Source organism: Streptomyces sp. NPDC087310 (assembly GCF_044744405.1).
Taxonomy (GTDB): Bacteria; Actinomycetota; Actinomycetes; order Streptomycetales; family Streptomycetaceae; genus Streptomyces.
In genome coordinates this window covers 62,175-79,961 of record NZ_JBIUYF010000010.1, presented here as the reverse complement: position 1 = coordinate 79,961, position 17,787 = coordinate 62,175, and the positions used below count along the sequence as shown (strand labels likewise).

Annotated in this window: 14 protein-coding genes; 3 read left to right on the top strand and 11 right to left on the bottom strand. The window is 74.8% G+C overall.

What is annotated here, in order from left to right; genetic code table 11:
- Positions 1 to 58: 58 nt before the first annotated feature.
- From fxsT to ACIO3P_RS33405, 8 genes are all read right to left on the bottom strand, one after another.
- On the bottom strand, positions 59 to 3,097 hold the full coding sequence (gene fxsT / locus ACIO3P_RS33440; protein WP_401791407.1) for an FxSxx-COOH system tetratricopeptide repeat protein: 3,039 nt from the start codon (positions 3,095 to 3,097) through the stop codon (positions 59 to 61).
- Positions 3,098 to 3,175: 78 nt separating this feature from the next.
- On the bottom strand, positions 3,176 to 4,588 hold the full coding sequence (locus ACIO3P_RS33435) for an aKG-HExxH-type peptide beta-hydroxylase (RefSeq protein ID WP_401851211.1): 1,413 nt from the start codon (positions 4,586 to 4,588) through the stop codon (positions 3,176 to 3,178).
- Positions 4,585 to 5,856, bottom strand: coding sequence for an FxsB family cyclophane-forming radical SAM/SPASM peptide maturase (locus tag ACIO3P_RS33430; RefSeq protein ID WP_401851748.1), 1,272 nt, complete (start codon positions 5,854 to 5,856; stop codon positions 4,585 to 4,587). The genes ACIO3P_RS33435 and ACIO3P_RS33430 overlap by 4 nt, the downstream gene beginning before the upstream one ends.
- 45 nt (positions 5,857 to 5,901) lie before the next feature.
- On the bottom strand, positions 5,902 to 6,246 hold the full coding sequence (fxsA, locus tag ACIO3P_RS33425) for an FxSxx-COOH cyclophane-containing RiPP peptide (RefSeq protein WP_401851213.1): 345 nt from the start codon (positions 6,244 to 6,246) through the stop codon (positions 5,902 to 5,904).
- A gap of 35 nt (positions 6,247 to 6,281) precedes the next feature.
- A complete protein-coding gene (locus ACIO3P_RS33420; RefSeq protein WP_401851216.1) occupies positions 6,282 to 9,764 on the bottom strand; it encodes an SAV_2336 N-terminal domain-related protein in 3,483 nt (1,160 codons plus the stop codon).
- A 7-nt stretch (positions 9,765 to 9,771) separates the two neighbouring features.
- The gene (locus ACIO3P_RS33415) at positions 9,772 to 10,827 is read right to left on the bottom strand and encodes a MoxR family ATPase (protein WP_329829364.1); all 1,056 of its coding nucleotides are present in this window, start codon (positions 10,825 to 10,827) and stop codon (positions 9,772 to 9,774) included.
- Between the two features lie 127 nt (positions 10,828 to 10,954).
- Complete coding sequence (locus ACIO3P_RS33410) at positions 10,955 to 13,072, bottom strand: trypsin-like peptidase domain-containing protein (protein WP_401851219.1); 2,118 nt, start codon at positions 13,070 to 13,072, stop codon at positions 10,955 to 10,957.
- Entirely contained in the window at positions 13,069 to 13,602 is a 534-nt protein-coding gene (locus tag ACIO3P_RS33405) for a CU044_2847 family protein (protein ID WP_329829362.1), read from the bottom strand. The genes ACIO3P_RS33410 and ACIO3P_RS33405 overlap by 4 nt, the downstream gene beginning before the upstream one ends.
- Before the next feature lie 164 nt (positions 13,603 to 13,766).
- On the opposite strand from ACIO3P_RS33405, the gene ACIO3P_RS33400 reads away from it, so the two are divergent.
- Entirely contained in the window at positions 13,767 to 13,949 is a 183-nt protein-coding gene (locus tag ACIO3P_RS33400) for a DUF6104 family protein (RefSeq protein WP_003961784.1), read from the top strand.
- A 31-nt stretch (positions 13,950 to 13,980) separates the two neighbouring features.
- Here the strand turns inward: ACIO3P_RS33400 and ACIO3P_RS33395 are convergent, their stop codons facing one another.
- Positions 13,981 to 14,790: a hypothetical protein gene (locus ACIO3P_RS33395; RefSeq protein WP_329829361.1), complete on the bottom strand. Its 810-nt coding sequence runs from the start codon at positions 14,788 to 14,790 to the stop codon at positions 13,981 to 13,983.
- 149 nt (positions 14,791 to 14,939) lie between these two features.
- On the opposite strand from ACIO3P_RS33395, the gene ACIO3P_RS33390 reads away from it, so the two are divergent.
- Together ACIO3P_RS33390 and ACIO3P_RS33385 are read left to right on the top strand one after the other, a co-directional pair.
- Complete coding sequence (locus ACIO3P_RS33390) at positions 14,940 to 15,851, top strand: DUF4097 family beta strand repeat-containing protein (protein WP_329829360.1); 912 nt, start codon at positions 14,940 to 14,942, stop codon at positions 15,849 to 15,851.
- A gap of 1 nt (position 15,852) precedes the next feature.
- The gene (locus tag ACIO3P_RS33385) at positions 15,853 to 16,839 is read left to right on the top strand and encodes a helix-turn-helix transcriptional regulator (protein WP_401851222.1); all 987 of its coding nucleotides are present in this window, start codon (positions 15,853 to 15,855) and stop codon (positions 16,837 to 16,839) included.
- Between the two features lie 52 nt (positions 16,840 to 16,891).
- On the opposite strand, the gene ACIO3P_RS33380 is transcribed toward ACIO3P_RS33385, so the two are convergent.
- Both ACIO3P_RS33380 and ACIO3P_RS33375 read right to left on the bottom strand, forming a co-directional pair.
- Positions 16,892 to 17,485, bottom strand: coding sequence for a Clp protease N-terminal domain-containing protein (locus ACIO3P_RS33380; protein WP_401851224.1), 594 nt, complete (start codon positions 17,483 to 17,485; stop codon positions 16,892 to 16,894).
- A complete protein-coding gene (locus ACIO3P_RS33375; RefSeq protein WP_329829357.1) occupies positions 17,485 to 17,694 on the bottom strand; it encodes a helix-turn-helix domain-containing protein in 210 nt (69 codons plus the stop codon). Before ACIO3P_RS33375 ends, ACIO3P_RS33380 begins: the two co-directional genes overlap by 1 nt.
- Positions 17,695 to 17,787 lie beyond the last annotated feature (93 nt).

Genomic DNA, 17,787 nt, shown 5'->3' with positions numbered 1-17,787 from the left:
TACGGCCCGGCTCAATCGCGGGGCCGTACCCGGGGACGGGTGCAGGCGGGGCGTGGGCTCAGGTCAGCGACGGCTCGAAGTCCCAGTAGGGGCGGTTACGGGAGCGGGCCGCGACCGTGTGGACATGCTGGGCGCCCAGGGTGGTCACCAGGTCGTCCAGCGCCTCCTGTTCGGCCTTCTCGGCGCGCTGGGTGTCCCGCAGCCCGCGCAGATCGGCGGCGTGCGCGATCCGGGCCGAGAGGGTCAACGGGTGGGTGCGGCCGAGGGTTTCGGTGGCGCGGGCGATGGTGTCGCTGCTGAGCTGCGCCGCGCCCTGCGCGTCGCCGGTGATGTTGCGCAGCGCGGAGGCGTTGATGGCGCACCCCAGGGTCCAGGGGTGGGCCTCGCCGACGGCCCGGCCCATGTCCGCGAGCGCGTTCTCGGTGACGTCGAGCGCCTGGTCGCGTTCGCCGACGTTGCGCAGGATCAGCGCGTGGTTGGAGCGGGTGCCCGAGACGTACGGGTGGCCCTCGCCCAGCATCGTCACATAGCCGTCGACGACCCCTTCGCTTATGTCCCTGGCGCGGTCGATGTCGCCGTGTTCGCGGGCGAAGCAGCTCTGGCCCGCCGCGGCCATCATGGTCAGCGGGTTGGTCTCGCCGAGGACGCGTTCGCAGCTCTCCAGGACCTGGGTGAACAGCGCCCCGGCCCGGCCCCGTTCGCCCGAGCGGTACAGGCACAGGGCGAGGTTGAAGTCGGCGCGCAGCGTCTGCGGGTTGTCCCGGCCGAGGACGGTCCGCTGGATGCGGGCGCTCTGCGCCTGGAGCGATTCGGCCTCGCCGTAGCGGCCGAGGAGCCGCAGGTCCGTCGCGTAGTTGATCTCCGAGGAGAGGGTCCAGTTGTGGCGGGGACGGAGCAGCAGCCTGCGGGCGTCCAGGGTGCGCCGGTTGAGCTCCAGGGACTCCTCGTACCGGCCGAGCAGCCGGAGCGAGACGGCCAGGTTGTTCTGGGCGTTGAGGGTGCGGGAGTCCTGTTCGCCGAGGAGTTCGCGGAAGGAGGTGAGGAGGCCGCGGGAGATCTCGTACGCCTCCTCGTACCGGCCGAGGCCGCGCAGGTCGGCGGCGAGTCCGCCGGCCGCCCGCAGATGCTCCAGGTCCTGTTCGCCGCGCTCCTCGCGGAGGTGTTCCACCGCGGCGCGCTCGATGGCCTCCGTACCGGCGTAGTCGCCGACGGAGCGCATCAGGTTGGAGTAGTGGTAGCTGAGGTCCCAGATCCTCGGGTGGGTCTCGCCGAGGAGCCGCTGCCAGGACTCCAGGGCGCGCCTGCCGAGGTTGATGCCCGCCCGGTACTCGCCCGAAAGGTACATGTAGCGCAGGCAGTTGAGGACGAGGGTGTGCATCGCGGGGTCGGTGCTCTTGAGTACGTCGGCCCACTTCAGGTGCGGGGTGATCTCCGCGTACCGGGGCCACAGACGGGTGTCGGTGGGCCGCCCGGGGTCCGCCTCGATGAGCGCGCGGCGGACCACCTCGATGAACTCCTCGTGGTCCTGCGAGGGCATGTCCTGGTGGACGATCTGGTGGACCATGCGGTGCATGTAGAGGGAGTCGCCCGCCGCGCCCGCGAGGCCGGCGTCGCTCACCGAGTCGTGGACCTCGCGCTCGCCGACCCCGGCGGCGCGGACGACCGCGTACTGCCGCAGCTTGTTGATGGCGCGCGCCCACCGCACCGGGTCGTCGACCAGCCCGCGCAGCTTCTCGGGGAGGGTGTCGGGGGGCAGGTCGCGCACCAGTCGTACGGGGATGGCGCCGGGCGCGAAGAAGGTGCAGAGGCGGAGCAGGTCGACCGATTCGGGGACGGTCTCGCGGAGTTTGTTGAGGAGTATCGACCAGCCGGTCTGGAAGGCGAGCGGGAAGTCGCTGGAGACCCTCACGACGTCCTGGTCGACACCGTCCCTGAGGAGGTCGATGTACTCCTCGACGGACATGTCGGAGTCGTTGAGCCAGCCGGCCGTCTGGTCGAGCAGCAGCGGCAGGTCCTCCAGCGCCTCGGCGAGCCGGACCGCCTCGTCGTAGGTGAGGCGCGGGGCGCGGCGGCGGACGAACGCCACCGACTCCGTACGGTCGTAGACGGGGACTTCCAGCAGGGTGCTGTTGTGCTCGCCCCACTCCGGGTTGCGTGCCGTGATGAGCACATGGCCGGGGCCGGTGGGGACGAGGTCCCAGATCTGGTCGGGTTCGTCGGCGCCGTCCAGGATGAGCAGCCAGCGGCTGTACGGGTCGCCGCGGCGCAGCGCGTCCCGGGCCGCGCGCAGCCGCTCGCCGTACTCCACACCGGTGGACAGGCCGAGCGCCGGGGCGAGTTCGGCGAGCCGCTGGCGGCAGGTGACGCGCTTGTCGGCGGAGACCCACCACACCACGTCGTACTCCGCGCCGAAGCGGTGCGCGTACTCGGCGGCGAGCTGGGTCTTGCCGACGCCCGACATGCCGTTCAGCGTGACGACCCCGGCGCCGCTGGCGGCCTCCTGGAGCGCGTGGTGGGCGGCGTTGAGCAGGGCCTCGCGGCCGGTGAAGCGGGTGTTGCGGCGGGGCACCCCGTCCCAGATGTCGGGCGACTCGCCGGGGTAGCGGGGGCCGCGCCGGGAGCCTTCGGGGTCGGTGTCGCGGTCGCGCGGAGTGTCGGTGGGCAGGCCGAGCCGGGTCAGCAGCCGCCGCTCGGCCTCGCGTTCGCCGACGGTGTTCAGGCCGACGGCGGCGAAGACGGTGGAGGCGCTGGGCAGCGACTCCGCGTCGTTGGTGACGGAGACACCGACGAACCGCTCGCGCTCGGCGGCGACGACCTCGCGCAGCGCGCCGTTCCACTCGTCGTGGCCGCGCGGGCCGAGCTGGAAGTACCACTCGCTGACGACCACGAGCACCGGTCCCGGGGCGAGCAGCAGGTCCCGCAGGCACTCCGTCAGGGTCATCTCGTCCGGCGGGTCCCACCGCTGGTAGGAGACGGCCAGTCCGCGCCGTTCGAGGCGGTCTCCGATCCAGGCCGCCCAGGGGCGGTTGTACCCGGCGAAACTGATCGTGACAGACCGGGGCCCGGTTGCTCCAACTGACCTACGCGCTCCGGGCATTCGACCGTCTCCCTGCATCGTCATACGCCCTTTTAACATACCCCGGACCGGCTCGGATCCATCCTGGCGCGCGCCGCTTCACGTTGCGTTCCTTTGGCGCCAGATCATCCGTGCCGTACGGACGTAGGAGGCGGCCCGCGCGCGGTGTCCCGGTGGGGGCGGGCTGTCGGCCAGCCGGTGGTACATCGAGATCATCTCGTTGACGAGGACGCGGCCCTCCCGGGTGAGCGCCCCCGAACCGGCCAGTACGGGCAGGACCGCGCCGACCTGTTCGCTGGTGCGCGCGTGTTCGGCCCACGCCTGGTCACGGACGGCGAGCCGGTCGGCGCCGAGGGCGAGGCGCTGCCAGTAGTCGGCGAGCGCGATGTGCGAGTACGCGCCCTGGAGCAGCCCGTCGAAGGGGCGGGGGTCGGAGCGCCAGGGTGCGAAGTGCCGGGGCGCGCCGTCCTCGTGGTGCAGCGGGGTGAGGGCGGCGAGCGCGGCGAGCTTGGTGTGCTGGAGTTCGTGCACCAGGGTCGAGGCGAAGAAGGCGGGGGTGGCGGGGCGGCTGGTGAGGACCGCGCCGAACGCCTCGCGCCGGGTGCCGCTGCACTGCGCGGAGCCGTCACCGGCGGGGGCGGAGCCGGGCGGCGGCGCGAGCGGCACGAGGCAGCGCAGCAGGGTGGCGGTCTCCTCGGCGCGGTGCGCGCCGCCGATCCGCAGCAGGGGTTCCACCTCGGCCCAGGACCGCGCCCACGCCGTACGGTGGCGCGCGTCGAGCCGGGTGACGGCGGACAGCCCGGAGCGTGCCACTCCGGTGTCCGCGGTGCGGTACGGGTCGATGTCGTCCAGCGGTACGGGCGCGGCACCGGGCCGTACGGGAGGCAGCGCGAGGACGGGCAGCCAGCGCGGGTCCCCGCTCCCGGTCCCGCCGTGGGCGCCGTGGGCGCCGTGGGCGTCCGTCCGTACGGTGACGGGCGCGGCGCCCTCCTGCCGGAGCGTCAACTCGCTGTTTTTTAGGGTCACTTCCACCGGTACGGGTTCGTCACGGCCGGTGCTCAGGGCGCCCAGTGTGGGCAGCACGAGCAGACCGCCGTGGGCGGTGAGCCTGCTACGGAAGGGCAGATGGGCGCGGATCGCCGCGGCGGCGGCCAGGGCGCTGAAGTGGGCCAGATCGGCGGCGAGTTCGGGGGTGGGCGCCGGTCCCGCCGCGATCAGGCCGTGCAGACAGCGCTGCGCCCAGGGGCCGGCCAGCGGGTAGAGCAGCACGGTGCGCACCGCCGTACGGTCGGTCCGCTCGGCGGCCTCCAGCAGCGCCCAGTCGTCACGCAGCCGGGCCAGCGCGGCGGGCGGGCAGAGCGAGGCGGGGGCGTCGGCCGCCGCGTCGAGCAGGGCCCGCAGCAGGACGAGACGGCGGGTGTGCTGGTCGCGGACGAGCAGCCCCAGCGCCTCGGCGCCGCCTTCGGTGCGGCCGAGTTCGCGCAGGGCCCCATCGGGGACGGCGGCGCTCACCGGAGCACCCCGGGCGCGGAAGCGGGCGCGGACACCGGGGAGGACACGGGAACGGCCGACGCGGCGGCCTCGCTGAGCCGGGCGGCGACATGGCGGATCAGCTTGTCCAGGTCGGCGCAGTAGACGGAGCGCTGGGTGAAGCCGTGTCCCGCGCGGTAGCGGTGGGCGTAGTGGCCACCGCCGCAGACCGTGAGCAGCGGGCAGGCCCGGCACGCGGCGGCCAGGGCGGCGGCGCCCGCCTGCCGGGCGACGATGCCGGGGTGACGCAGGGCGTCGTCGAAGGAGTGGTTCCGTATGTCGAGCCCGGTGGCGGCGGCCGTGTCGTAGGCGGACTTGAGGGAGTCGACCTGTTCGATCGCCCCGTCCGTCTCCACGACGACGGCGTTGACCGGGTCGAGTCCCAGCGATTCGGTGGCGCCCGGCAGCCCCAGCAGCAGCGCCAGGCACTCCTCGAAGAGCCGCACCCGGGTCTCCCGCCGGCCGGCCCGCCACCAGCGGTCGAAGACGGCGGTCAGCCAGTCGCCGTACGGGGTGGGGCGGCCGGGATCCCCGGGCGCCGGGTCACCGCCCCCGGGTCCGGCGGCGGGCAGTCCGGGCGGCGGGGCGCTCCAGTTGCCGTGCGGCAGCAGCAGATCGAGCGCGGGCGGGCCCAGCTCCAGCAGCGATTCGTACAGCTCGACGGGGTCGGTGCGCGGGTCGACGACGGTCAGGACGCCCGCGTACGCCTCCGGGCGGTGCGCGGCGAGCAGCCGGGCGCCGCGCGCCGCGGCGGCGAAGGAGGGGCGCCCCGCGTGGTCGGTGCGCAGGGCGTTGTGCGCGGGCAGCCCCCCGTCGAGGCTGACGCCGATCCGTACGGAGTGCCGGGCGAGGGTGGTGATCGCGCGCTCGGTGAGCAGGGTGCCGTTGGTCTGGACGGTGGCGTGGACCGTACGGGAGGGGCCGGCCCGGTCGCGTACGGCGCCGGCGAAGGCCCCGAGCCGGGCGGCGCCCACGAGCAGCGGCTCCCCGCCGTGCAGCACGAGGGCCACCTCGGGCAGCGCGTGGGCGCGGGCGTGTTCCGCGATCCGGTCAGCGGCGCGGTCCAGGGTCCCGGGGGACGCGGCGGCGGGGCGGGTGCGCCAGGTGCGGTCGGGCCCCGCGTAGAGGTAGCAGTAGCGGCAGGCGAGGTTGCAGCGGCCGTGGACCTTCACGATGAACTGCGCGAAGGGCACGGGCCCGGAGCCCTCTGCGGAGCGTGCGCCCCGCGCGGGCTCGGCGCCGCGCGGCATCACCCGTCGAGACACTCCGCACCCCCCATGCTCAGAACGCCCGTCTCAGAACGCGTTGTTGAACCCCCAGAGCATTTCACGCGGCTGCTCGGCCCTGCCCCGCAGATCCGCCATCACCTCGCTGAGCACCGGGTGGTCGAGGGTGCGCAGGGCCGCCAGGTCGAGGCCCAGCAGATCCGGCAGTTCACCGGCCGCCGTACCCGCCGTACCCGCCGTACCGGCCATGCCCGCGGCGCCCGCCCCGTCCGGCGCCGCGTCGGATCCGGCGCCGTGCGCCTCGCCCGCGTACCCGCCGCCTTCATACCCCGCGCCCTCGTACCCCGCGCCTTCATACCCCGCGTCCGCGTACCCCCCGTCCGCGAACTCGCCGCTGTGCGCCCCGTCGATCATCACGCCTCCCCGTCAGGTCATAGGGCGCGCACCGCTCAGCGTTCCAGCTCGGCCAGCCGGTCCGCGGTCGAACGGGCCGTCTCGCCGCCGCCGTCCGGCAGCTTGCGCCACTCCGTGCGGGCCGACCGGTACGCCTCACGCGCTGCCCGGGGCCGACCCGCCTCCTCATAGGTCTTACCCCGCCAGTGGCCGGCCGCAGCACGCAACGCGACGGCTTCCAGCCGCAGTCGCGGATTCTCCATCTCCTCCTCGGCGGTCCTGGCCGCGTCCGCCGCGTCCCGGAACGCCTCGGCCGCGTCGTCCAGCCGGGCCGGGCGGTGCAGCGTGCGGTAGGCGTCGAAGTGGGAACGGCCCAGCTCCAGCCAGCAGCGCGCGGCCGTCAGCGGGTCGCGGGCCTCCTGCGCTGCGAGCCCGAAGAGGTGTTCCGCCTCGCGCAGATCCACCCGGTCGTCGTTGATCCGGTGGCGCAGCATCAGCGCCTGGCCCAGCATCAGCAGCCGCTCCGCCTGGCGCGCGGTGCCGGTCGCCGTCTCCGTACGGCAGTCGCGCAGCACCCGTACCGCCGCGCCGGTGTACGGCGCCCCGTCCGGCAGCCCCGCGCGCCGCAGCAGGGTGGCGCCCCACTCGGCGAGCAGGTCCGCGTGGGCCCGGGAGTCCCGTGCGGTGGAGCGGGCGGCGCGGGCGAAGAAGTCCGCGGCGTCATCGAGTTCGTCGGCGTCCTTCGGCTCCGCGGAACGTTCGTAGCGCGCCACCCTGACCCGTCCCGCGCGGATCCTCAGCGAGGCGAGCAGCCGCTCGTCCCGTACGGTCGCCAGCGACTGGTCGACCAGGGTCGCGGCCTCCTCCAGTCCCTCGCCGGAGCGGAGCAGCGCGTCCACCAGGTCGAGCAGGATCCGGGCCTGGGTGCCGACGGTGTGGCCGCCCGGCGTGAGCGCCTTGCGCAGCGAGCGGGCCGCCTGGGCCGCGTACACCTGGGCCTGTTCGGGGTCGGCGGTCGCGCCGGAGAGCCGCAGCAGGGTCCTGCCGTGGGCCAGCGGGAGCCCCGTCGGCCGGTTCTCCTGGTCGGGCCAGACGTCCGCGAACGCCTCCAGCATGCCGATCGCCCCCTGGAGCAGCGCGCTGTCACCGCCGAGCCGCCACTGCGCCTCCAGGGCGCGCACCCGGTCCAGCGTGAGCCGCAGCGCCTCGCCCGGTTCGAGTCCGGGCGCCGCGCAGGCGACGGTGTACTCGCGGTCGGCGCGGCGCAGCAGCTCCAGGGCGCCGGGCCGGTCGCCGCGCCGCCGCCGGTCGTCGGCGGCGGCGTGCAACACCTTGGCCAGGACGGCCCGTTCGCGCACCGCCCGGGGGTGCGCTGCGGCCCGTTCGGCGGCGCGCTCCGCCTCGCCGAGCAGTTCGCCACCGCCCTGGACCTCCCAGAGCCGCAGCAGACAGCGGGCGAACTCGCCCCACAGCTCGGGGTCGGAGCCGCCGGGCACCTCGCGTTCGGTGGCGCCGCGCAGGAGCTGTACGGCGTCGATCAGGTACTGGACCATGCTGTCCGACTCGAACTGCGCGGTCAGTTCGCGGGCGCTCTCGACGGCCGCGTTGACCGGCTGCGCAGCGGCGTCAGGACCGGCGCCGTTGAGGCCGTACGCCGCGAACTGCTCGGGCAGCGGCATGAACTGCTCCAGCACGCGGGCGGCGACCTCCGCGAACGGGTGCGGGACGCGCGGCTCACCGCCGCCCTCGCCGAAGGCGCCGCCGAACTCCCCGCCGAACTCGGGGTCCTCGTCCGGGTCGCCGCCCGGGTGGCGCGGGCCGTGGCGTTCGTTGCCGAGCTGCGCGAGGGCCAGCGCGGGGAAGTTGGGGCCGCCGCGGCCGAAGCGCTGCTCTATGTACTCGGAGCAGTGCTTCAGTACGAGGACGGCCTCGTCCCGGCCCAGCGGGCCGAGCAGCGCCTCCTGGACGCCGGGGGCGAACTCGTACCAGGGCCCGTCGTCCGCGCCGTCGCCCTTGCTGCGCGAGAGGAGCCCGCTGAGCAGCACCTCCGCGAGTTCGGAGGGGCCCGAGTCGGGCAGCATCGTGCGCTGGACGAGCTGCATCACCGGCAGGCAGAGCGGGGCCGCCGCGAGATAGACGGCGAGCTGTCCGGCGACCGGGGAGGCGGCCGAGCGGAAGCGGCTGACGAGCTGGAGCGAGGACATCCGGTCGCCGGGGCGCGGCGCCGGCGCCGGCGGCTGGTCGGCGCGCACCCAGCCGACCGCGCCGGAGATCCGGCCGGCTCCGGTGCCGGAGAGCAGCCGCGCCCAGGCGCCGAGGGCGCCCGCGACGGGCGGCAGTACGGGGACGGCGAGGGCGCCGGGCCGGGCGGCGGGCGCCGTGGCCGCGTCGCCGCCGACCTTCAGCACGGCGGCGCCGGCCGGTCCCTCGCCCCGGGAGAGGACCCCGTAGGTGACGGGCAGCCTGGTGCGGTTCCACATGCGCTGGGGCAGCGGCTGGAGGACGGCGGTGGGCGCCTGGCGGCCGAGCTGGTGCAGCAGCCGGTGGGCGCGCCCGTTGTGCCAGAGGGGGCCGGCGCAGTCGCTGACGACGACGGTGACGCGGCGCCCGGTCGGGTCGCTGAGCCGGTCGGCGGAGCTGAGCGGCGCTGCGGCCGGGTCGGGGCTTCTGCTGACGGCGGGCGCGCCGTCGGGCCCCTGGTGCAGATAGCGGGTCTGTACATCGCGGAAGGCGCCCAACTGGCCGAAGATCTGCTGGAGTTCGGCGAAGAGCCGTTCCCAGACACGCATCGACGACGAGGCGTCCATCACGAGCTGCAGAATCGCGTCCCCGCGCGAGACCCCACGGAACACCGGAATGATCAGCCCGCCGGCGCGGGCACTCAGCTCTACGGTCGCCACCTCGTCAAGGGTACGGCGCAGCGGAGGCGCGGCGGGCCGGTACCGCTGAAGCGGACGGAGGGCGCGCTGGAGTTCGAGGGGCGCGGGGAGCGCGGGGGCGGCCGGTACGCCCAGGGTGAGCGCGGCGGCGGCGCCTGACGACCACGGCCCGGAGGAGCGCGCTCCTCCGTGGCGCGGTACGTCGTGACGCGCCCCGTCGTGACGCGGTACGGGGTAGAGGGCGATGCGGGGGTCCTCCGGCGGGAGGCCGGGCGGGCGTTCGGGCGCGTCGTCGCCGGCCTGGGCCGTTCCCTCCGCGCCTTCGGGTCCTGGCCGGGCGGGGAGGTCCGCGCCCGGCTCCTGTCCCGGCACCCCGGCGCGGGAGCCCTCGCCGGGGTCGGCGCCGGGCGGCTCGGCGCGGTCGCGGCGGGTCTGCTGGGCGAGCCAGAGGGCGTCGCAGAGCTGCTCGGCGTCGGGGTCGAGACCGGCGCCGCGCAGCCGCGCGACCAGCGCGGTGAGCGAGGTGAGTGAGGTGAGCCGGGCACCGTCGTACGGGGACGCCTCCCGGGCGCCGGGCTCCCCCGCCTGCGCGGCAGGGTCGTACCCGTCTCCCGGTCCCGGCTCGTTCGCCGGGCCGTGCCGCACGGTGACGTCGGGCATCAGCGCATCACCTCGGCCGGTCGAGTCGCTGGATGAGCAGGTCGGCGAGGCGGTCACGGCCCGCGGGCGCGGCCGTGTCGGTGAGGTAGATCGCGTTCAGGAGCTGGTCGGTGGCGATCAGTTCGCTGCGTGAGCGCTCCAGGAAGTGCGCGATGAGGTCGTCGCCCGCGCGCGCCGCCTCGTCACCGAGGTGGGCCCGTACGAAGGTGGCGAGACGCTGGTGGTCGGGCCGGCCCAGCTCCAGATGGATGCAGCGGCGCATCAGGGGCGCCGGGAAGTCGCGCTCCCCGTTGCTGGTCAGGACGACGAAGGGAAAGGCGCGGCACTGCACCCGGCCGCCCTTGATCCGTACCTTTCTGCCGTCGTCGGTGAGGACCTCGGCCTCCCCGTCGGGCAGCCGGTCGGCGATCCGCTCCAGCTCCGGGATGCCGAACTCGCCCTCCTCCAGCACGTTGAGGAGGTCGTTGGGCAGGTCGATGTCGCTCTTGTCCAGCTCGTCGATGAGCAGGACGCGCGGCTGCTCGGAGGGGAGCAGCGCCGTGCCGAGCGGGCCGAGCCTGATGTAGCTGCCGATGTCCGCCGACGGGTCCTGACCCGGTGTCACCCCGCTCCCGGCGGCGGCGCTGTGCGCGGCGAGCTGGACGTCCTGGAGGCGGGCGATCGCGTCGTAGTGGTACAGCCCGTCCAGCAGCGTGGACCGGCTGACGATGGGCCAGCGCAGCACCCGGCCGAGCCCCAGTTCGTGGGCGACGGAGTGGGCCAGGGTGGACTTGCCCGCGCCGGGGCTGCCGGTGACGAGGAGCGGACGGCGCAGATAGAGCGCCGCGTTGATCATCTCCAGCTCCTCGGCGCCGGGGCGGTGCAGCTCCGCCTCGTGCCGGTACCCGCCGAGCCGCCGGTCGGCGGAGCCGTCGCCGCCGCCGCTGCCGTCACCACCGGAACCGCCGTCGCCACCGGAACCGCCCGCGAAGTCCCGCCAGGGCGGCGGCGGGGGCAGTTGGGCGATGCCGTCGTGCGGTTCGCCGGCCCCTCGGTAGATGAGCCACTCGCTGGGTTCACTCATGGTGATGTCCTCGTCCTCACTCGTCCGCCGGGGGCGGCAGCCGCCGAAGGTGCTTCACCGTAGCGATCCGGGCCGTACCCCGTAAGGGTCTTCCAGGAGCCGGGCCCCGGGCGGTGTGCCACGTCGGTCATGGCGCCTCCAGCAACTGGCCGGACCCGGGCAGCGGATGGTGCGGATCGTCGTAGAACAGCGCCACGCCGTCCGACCAGAACATCTCCGCACGGCCCGCGTGCACGCCCTGCCGCAGCTCCATCAGCATCCGCGGAAGCTGTTCCGCGCCGTCCGCCTCGGCCACGGTGTGCGCGGCCCGCCGGTGGAACTCCGCGCAGACCGCCTCGGGCCGGCTCTCGCCCCGCCGCAGCAGCGCGACATGGAAGCCGCCGCGCACGACCCTGCCCAGACCGGCCGCGGTCTCGCCGTCCGGCCGGGCCGCGTAACGGCAGAGCACGGGCACCGTCTCGTAGGCCAGGGAGCGCAGCCGCTCCTCCTGGGGTACGGGTACCCGTAATCCGTCCTCGCAGTCGATGACCTCGGCCCGTATCGCGGCGTCCGCCGTACGGCTCCAGCGCGACCGGTACTCCCTGGCCTCCTCCTCGGAGAGCGGCGGCTCCCGGTCCGAGCAGCGCACCACCACCGGGCGCAGCGCGCCGAGCGGCGGCTCGTCCGGCGCCAGCCGCCACCCCTCGACCTCCAGTCCGAGCTGCTGCCGTACGACGGCGACCTGGAGGACGGCCGGGCTGTCCGGCTCGTCGCACCGGCGGAACGCCTCCGCCAGCGATCCGGTCAGCCGGGCGGGCAGCGCGTTGCCGGGCGTGCCGCGGCTGTCCTCGGCGACCGGCAGCACCTCCCCGCTGTGCCGGGCGACCCCGACGCGCCAGTCGTAGCTGTCGCGCTCCCAGCCGCGCGGCTCCAGCTCCAGCAGGACGAAGGAGCGCTCGCCCGCACGGGGCCGCTCCCCGTACGCCGGGGCCGCGCGCCGCTGGGCGCGGTCCGTACGGTGCCGGGCCGCGGACCACAGCAGCGCGATCTCGTTGCGGAAGTCGCGGGAGAGCCGGTCGTCGGCGATGAACTTCACCCAGTCCCAGAGCGCCTCCTCGGCCGCCGCGGTCGCCCCCGTGACATACGGGCGCTCGGCGGCGATGGCGCTCATGCAGTAGCGCAGGACGAGTTCGAGCGCGGCGCCGCCGCCGCGCGTCTCGTACAGCACGCCCAGCCCGTCCCGCCAGCTCCGCGGCGCCGGATAGCGCTCCACGCGGTGCACGCCCGGCAGCCGGACCAGCAGATCGAGCAGGCTGTGCGTGGAGACCGGCGGCGGCAGCTCGGCGAGCTTGCCGAGCAGCAGGATCCGCTGCTGCGGGCTGAGCGCGCGGTCGGCGCCCGCGCCCAGCGAGGTCTGTACCTCCGCCCACGTCCAGCCGGTGTCCGCGCGGGTCAACTGCCGGTCCGCGTGGTAGCGGTCGTGGGCGTGGAAGACCGCCTGGTAGTCGTCGTCGGCCTCGGCCTCGGCCATCGCGGCGGGCACGGGCAGCGAGCGCAGCCGCTCGACGCCGATGGACGTCCCGCCCATGCCGCCGACGAGCTGGGACTTCAGTACACCGACCACCTCGCCGCGCGCCAGGTCGACCGCGGGCCCGCCGGAGACGCCGGGCGGGAGTACGTCCCCGCCGAGCCGTACCTGCTCGTCCTCCGGGTCCGACCAGCCGCCGACCGTCCCCTGGACCGCCAACTGCCCGCTGAGCCGCTTGATCCGGCCGCCCACCTCCGTCCAGCCGGAGTAGAGCACCGCGCCGCCGCCGAAGAACGCGGCGGGGCGCTCCGTGACGTACACACAGGCGTGCTCGACGGGGCGGCGGAGCCGGACGAGCGCGAGATCGGGGGCGGGCCAGCCGCCACCGCGCGGTCCCGCCGGCCCGGGCTCGCCGGGGTGTCCGGGGGCCGGCTCGGGCAGCGCGGCGACCACCGTGCCGGCCACGGAGGTCTCGCCGCTGCGGGGACCGGTTTCGAAGATCACTGTCACGTCCCGCCCCTCCCCCCGCAACGCCACGTGCGCGCATGTGAGAACCCAGCTCGGGGCGATGAAGAAGCCGCTCCCCAGGAAGCTTCCGCCCGACCCCTCAGGGACATACCCGCGCTCCGGGCCATGGATGCGCACGGTCGCCGCCATGACGAGGTCGCGCAGCGCACTGCGGGTGGCCGCGTCCTCGGCCGGCCCGCCCGGCTCGACCCGCCCGAGCCCGTCGATCATGTGCCGCTCCCGGCCGGAGGCGTGGATCCGTCGGGGTGCGCCGGTGCGCCGGGGGACGCGCCCCCGGGTGGCGGCGCGTGCGGCGGCGCGGCGGGCGGGGCCGCCGGCGGCATCGGCGGCGGTGGTACGGGGGGCCGCTGGGCCTGTGGCGGCACCAGCGGTGGTGCGGACAGGTCGGCGGGCGGTCCACCGCCGGTCCAGGTGAGCGTGACCTTGATCCCTCCCTTGGCCTCGCCGTCGGCGAGCAGCCCGACGACCTTCCCCGATTTCGCGGTGAGCTCGATCCCGAACTCGATGCTGACCTCGTCGGGCCTGACCGCGCGCAGCGGCCCGACGAGCGAACGCGCGACGCTGGTCACGACGCCTTGCAGACTCTCGACCCGGGCCTGTACCTGGTCGGCGAATCCGGTGTCCGAGTACGTCAGCCCCCCGGAAGGGCGGCTCAGCTCCTCGGCACCGGAGATCCGGGCCCATACGGGTGTGCCGTCCGGCATCTCGATGCGCGCGACACTGGCCTCTCCGTCACCCATGGCAACCCCATTTCCCCCAATTCCCCGCAGATTAGCGGCAGTACGCCGCCGATGCGAGGCACACGGATGAGGACGGCGGTTCCCACCCGAACGGTTCTGCGCCCCCTTCGCCGCCGATGACCGGCCAGGACCGGCCAGGACGACCAGGCATTAGGCTGATGGCCATGTACTTCACGGACCGCGGGATCGAGGAACTGGAGAAGCGGCGCGGCGAGGAGGAGGTCACTTTCGAGTGGCTGGCCGAGCAGTTGCGCACGTTCGTCGACCTCAACCCCGACTTCGAGGTGCCGGTCGAGCGGCTGGCGACCTGGCTGGCCCGGCTGGACGACGAGGACGAGGACGAGTAGAGGACGGGTGGCCGACTAGCGGGCGTCCGGATCACTCCTCGCCGGTACGGAGCCGGTCGTACGCCAGTCCCAGCACGCCCTGCGCGATCAGCAGCGCGCCCGCGAAGGCCCAGCCCGCGCTGCGGCGGCGTACCGCCCACACCGCCAGCGGGGCGCCCGCCGCGAGCTGCGCGGCGCCGAGCAGCCGGGCCCGCGGCCCGTGCAGCCAGGGGCCGAGCGGCCCCTCCTCGACCTCGTCCAGCTCGGCCCGTACCGCGTCGCGCCAGCCCGCCCACTCGATCTGTTCGGCGCCCGGCTGGATACGGGCCACCTCGCGGAGCCGGTCGGCCGGTTCGCCCGGGGTGAGTCCCGCCGGGAGGGTGAGGCCGGTGCGGGTGAGGAACGCGGCGAGCGCGAGCAGCCGGGCCCGGGAGTCGGCGTCCGGGTCACCGAGGGTGAGCGGCTCCAGCGCCTGGAGGTCCAGTACGGGGTCGAGGCCGAGCCGGGCCGCGAAGGTCCGCATCGCCTCGTCCTCACCGGCCGCGGTGCCGTCCGCCAGCCAGGTGTAGCCGACCGTACGGCGGAAGCCTGCGGCCAGGACGTACCCCGCCCGGTCCGGGTCCCACCACAGCGCGAGCACCGGCCAGTTGGTGCCTACGGCGAGCGCGGTGGCCCACCCGGCGACCACGCGGTCGACCGGCTCCGTACCGTCCAGCCACGGCTTTCCCTCCGGGACCAGCAGGCTCCAGCCCCGGCCGGCCGGGGCCAGCAGCAGCTTCTCGCGGAGCAGATGGGCGGCGGGCCGTACCGCCGCCGGTTCGGCCCGGCAGAGCAGCAGCGCACCTGTGGATGTCGCGTTCATGGCCCTTACGCTAGGGCACTTTGTCCCGGTACGGGCGTCCGGACGGGCCCGTACCGCCGTCCGGCCTTGACTTCCCGTAACCGCGATATATCGTGTTCCTCAAGAGACGCGATATGTTGCGTCAAGCCGTGCCTCGGGAGGTCAGCACCATGGCGGAGTCGACATGGCGAGTCGCCGAGTCCGAGCAGCTCACCTTCGACGACCGGGTGACCACGCTGGACGTGCGCCTCGTCAACGGCAGGGTGAACGTGGTCGGCACGGACGAGGCCCTGCCCCGCCGGCGGGGCGGCACCACGCTGGAGATCTCGGGCGTCGAGGGCCCGCCGCTGATCGTGACCCTGGACGGCTCGACCCTGACGGTCGCCTACGAGGACCTGACCTGGAAGAGCCTCCTGGACTGGCTCGACCCCAAGGGCAGGCGGCGCAGCGCGGTCGTCACGCTCGCCGTCCCCACCGGGACCGCGGTGGCGGTGGGCGCCGTCGGCGCCGAGACCGTGATCACCGGGATCCGGGGACGTACGGCGGTCCGCGGGGTCAGCGGGGACACCACGCTCGTCGGGCTGTCGGGCGAGGTGCACGCCGAGACGGTCTCCGGCGACCTGGAGGCCCAGGCGGTCACCGGCAGCCTGCACTACCACTCCGTGTCGGGCAGCCTGACGGTCGTCGAGGGCTCCGGGTCGCGGGTACGGGCGGACTCGGTCAGCGGCGACATGGTCATCGACCTCGCTCCCGACCCGGCGGGCGAGCCCACGGACATCAGCCTCAACACCGTCTCCGGCGAGGTCGCCATCCGGCTGCCGCACCCCACGGACGCGCAGGTCGAGGCGAACACGGCCAGCGGTTCGGTGACCAACGCGTTCGACGATCTGCGGGTCAGCGGCCGGTGGGGCGCCCACAAGATCACCGGCACCCTCGGTGCGGGCGCGGGGACGGTCAGGGCGAACACGGTCTCGGGCGCGATCACGCTGCTCGGAAAACCCCCGTCGGAGGACGCCCCCCACGACGGACCGCACGGCCCCGCCCCGGCCGGCGCGGCGCCCTCCCTGACGAAGGAGTTCTGACATGCCCCCGGTCTTCGCCCACGGCCGACTCCGCCTCTACCTGCTCAAGCTGCTGGACGAGGCGCCGCGCCACGGGTACGAGGTGATCCGGCTGCTGGAGGAGCGCTTCCAGGGCCTGTACGCGCCCTCCGCCGGCACGGTCTACCCCCGGCTGGCCAAACTGGAGGCCGAGGGCCTGGTCACGCACGCCACCGAGGGCGGCCGCAAGGTGTACTCGATCACCGAGGCGGGCCGCGCCGAGCTGGCCGGGCGCGGCGGCGAACTGGCCGATCTGGAGCTGGAGATCCGCGAGTCGGTCTCCGAACTGGCCGCGGAGATCCGTGAGGACGTACGGGGAGCGGCGGGCCGGCTCCGTAACGAGATGCGCGCGGCGGCCTCCCACACCCGCGCCTCCGCCGATTCCGCCGATTCCGCCGGATCCACCGGCTCCGCCGGTTCCGCTCCCCTGGGGGACACGGAGTCCTGGAGCGCGGCGAAGGAGGAGCTGAAGCGCGCGAAGCAGGAGTGGAAGGAGCAGGCCCGCCGCGCGAAGGACGAGTCCCGCCGGGCCCGCGAGGACGCCCAGCAGGCCCGCCGCCAGGCCAAGGAGGCCCAGGAGAACGCGCGTCAGGAGATGCAGCGCATCGCCAAGCAGGTCCAGGACCAGGTGCAGCACCACTTCGTACGGGGCGACTGGCCGACGGGCCTGCGGGAGGGCCTGTCCGAGCTGGCCGGCCAGCTCGGCGGCCTGACCGGGTCCGCGTGGCCCCCGTACACCACGAAGCCGGACGCGGCCGAGGCGCCGGACGCCCCGGAGTGGGCGAAGGACACCCCGGAGTCCGGCGACCCGGCCCGGGACCTGGACCGGCTGCTGGACCGCTTCCGCGACGAGATCCGCGACGCGGCCCGGGACCACGGCGTCACGTCCCCCCAACTCGACGAGGCCCGCCGCCACTTGTCGACGGCGGCGGCCCACATCGGCGCGCTGCTGCGCACCCCCGGGGAGTGACGGTCCCGGCGGGGACCGGCGTCGCCGTCACGCGCATGGAGCGGGCGTCACCTCACCCCGCCTCCGCCGGGCCCCCGCTCCCCTCCCCCTCCCCCTCCCCCTCACCGAACATCGCCCGCTCCAGCGCCGCGTAGGTCGCCCCGTGGTCCGCCAGGACCTCCGACACCACCCCCGGGCGCGCCGTCAGCGCCAGCAGGAGATGCTCGTCGCCGATGACACGGTCGCCACGGCCCTGGGCGATGCGCAGCGAGCGCTCCAGGGCCGCCTTGGCGCCGGGGGCGAACGGGCGGTGCTTCGGCCACCAGGTCCGCCCGGGCTTCACGGCGACGCGCAGCGCGCCCTCGCCGTGGGTCTCCTCGACGCGGGCGACGATCTCGTCCACGTCGATCCCGAGCCCCGCGAGCGCCTCCGTCTCCGCCTTCGACAGGCCGGCCCTGCGCCGGGCGTCCCGCAGGGCGTCCTCCACCGACGCGCGGCGGCCGGCCAGGCCCAGCACGGCGAAGGCGAAGGACGCCCGGGTGCCCTGCCGTTCGAAGAGCGCCAGCAGGAGGTGCTCCTCGGTGACGGTGGCCGCGCCGGTGCGGCCGGCGTGGCCGACCGCGTCCGTGACGACATCGCGCGCGCCCTCGGTGAACCGTTCGAACATCACTGCCTCCCGTGCTTCTTGTGCGCGGCCTGCCGGGTGACGCCCAGCTCGTCCGCGATCTCCTGCCACGACCAGCCCTGATTCCGGGCGCTGCGCACCTGTACGGATTCGAGCCGTTCCAGCAGCCGCCGCAGCGCGGCGACCGCCCTCAGCCCGACCCGGGGGTCGCGGTCGCCCGCCCGCTCGGCGAGATCCGTCGCTTCGGTCATACCTGTCAACCTACGTTGACACGACCCATGCGTCAACCCTGGTTGACATGGAGGGCGTGGAGGGCGCGGAGGGCGCGGAAGGCGTGGAGAGTA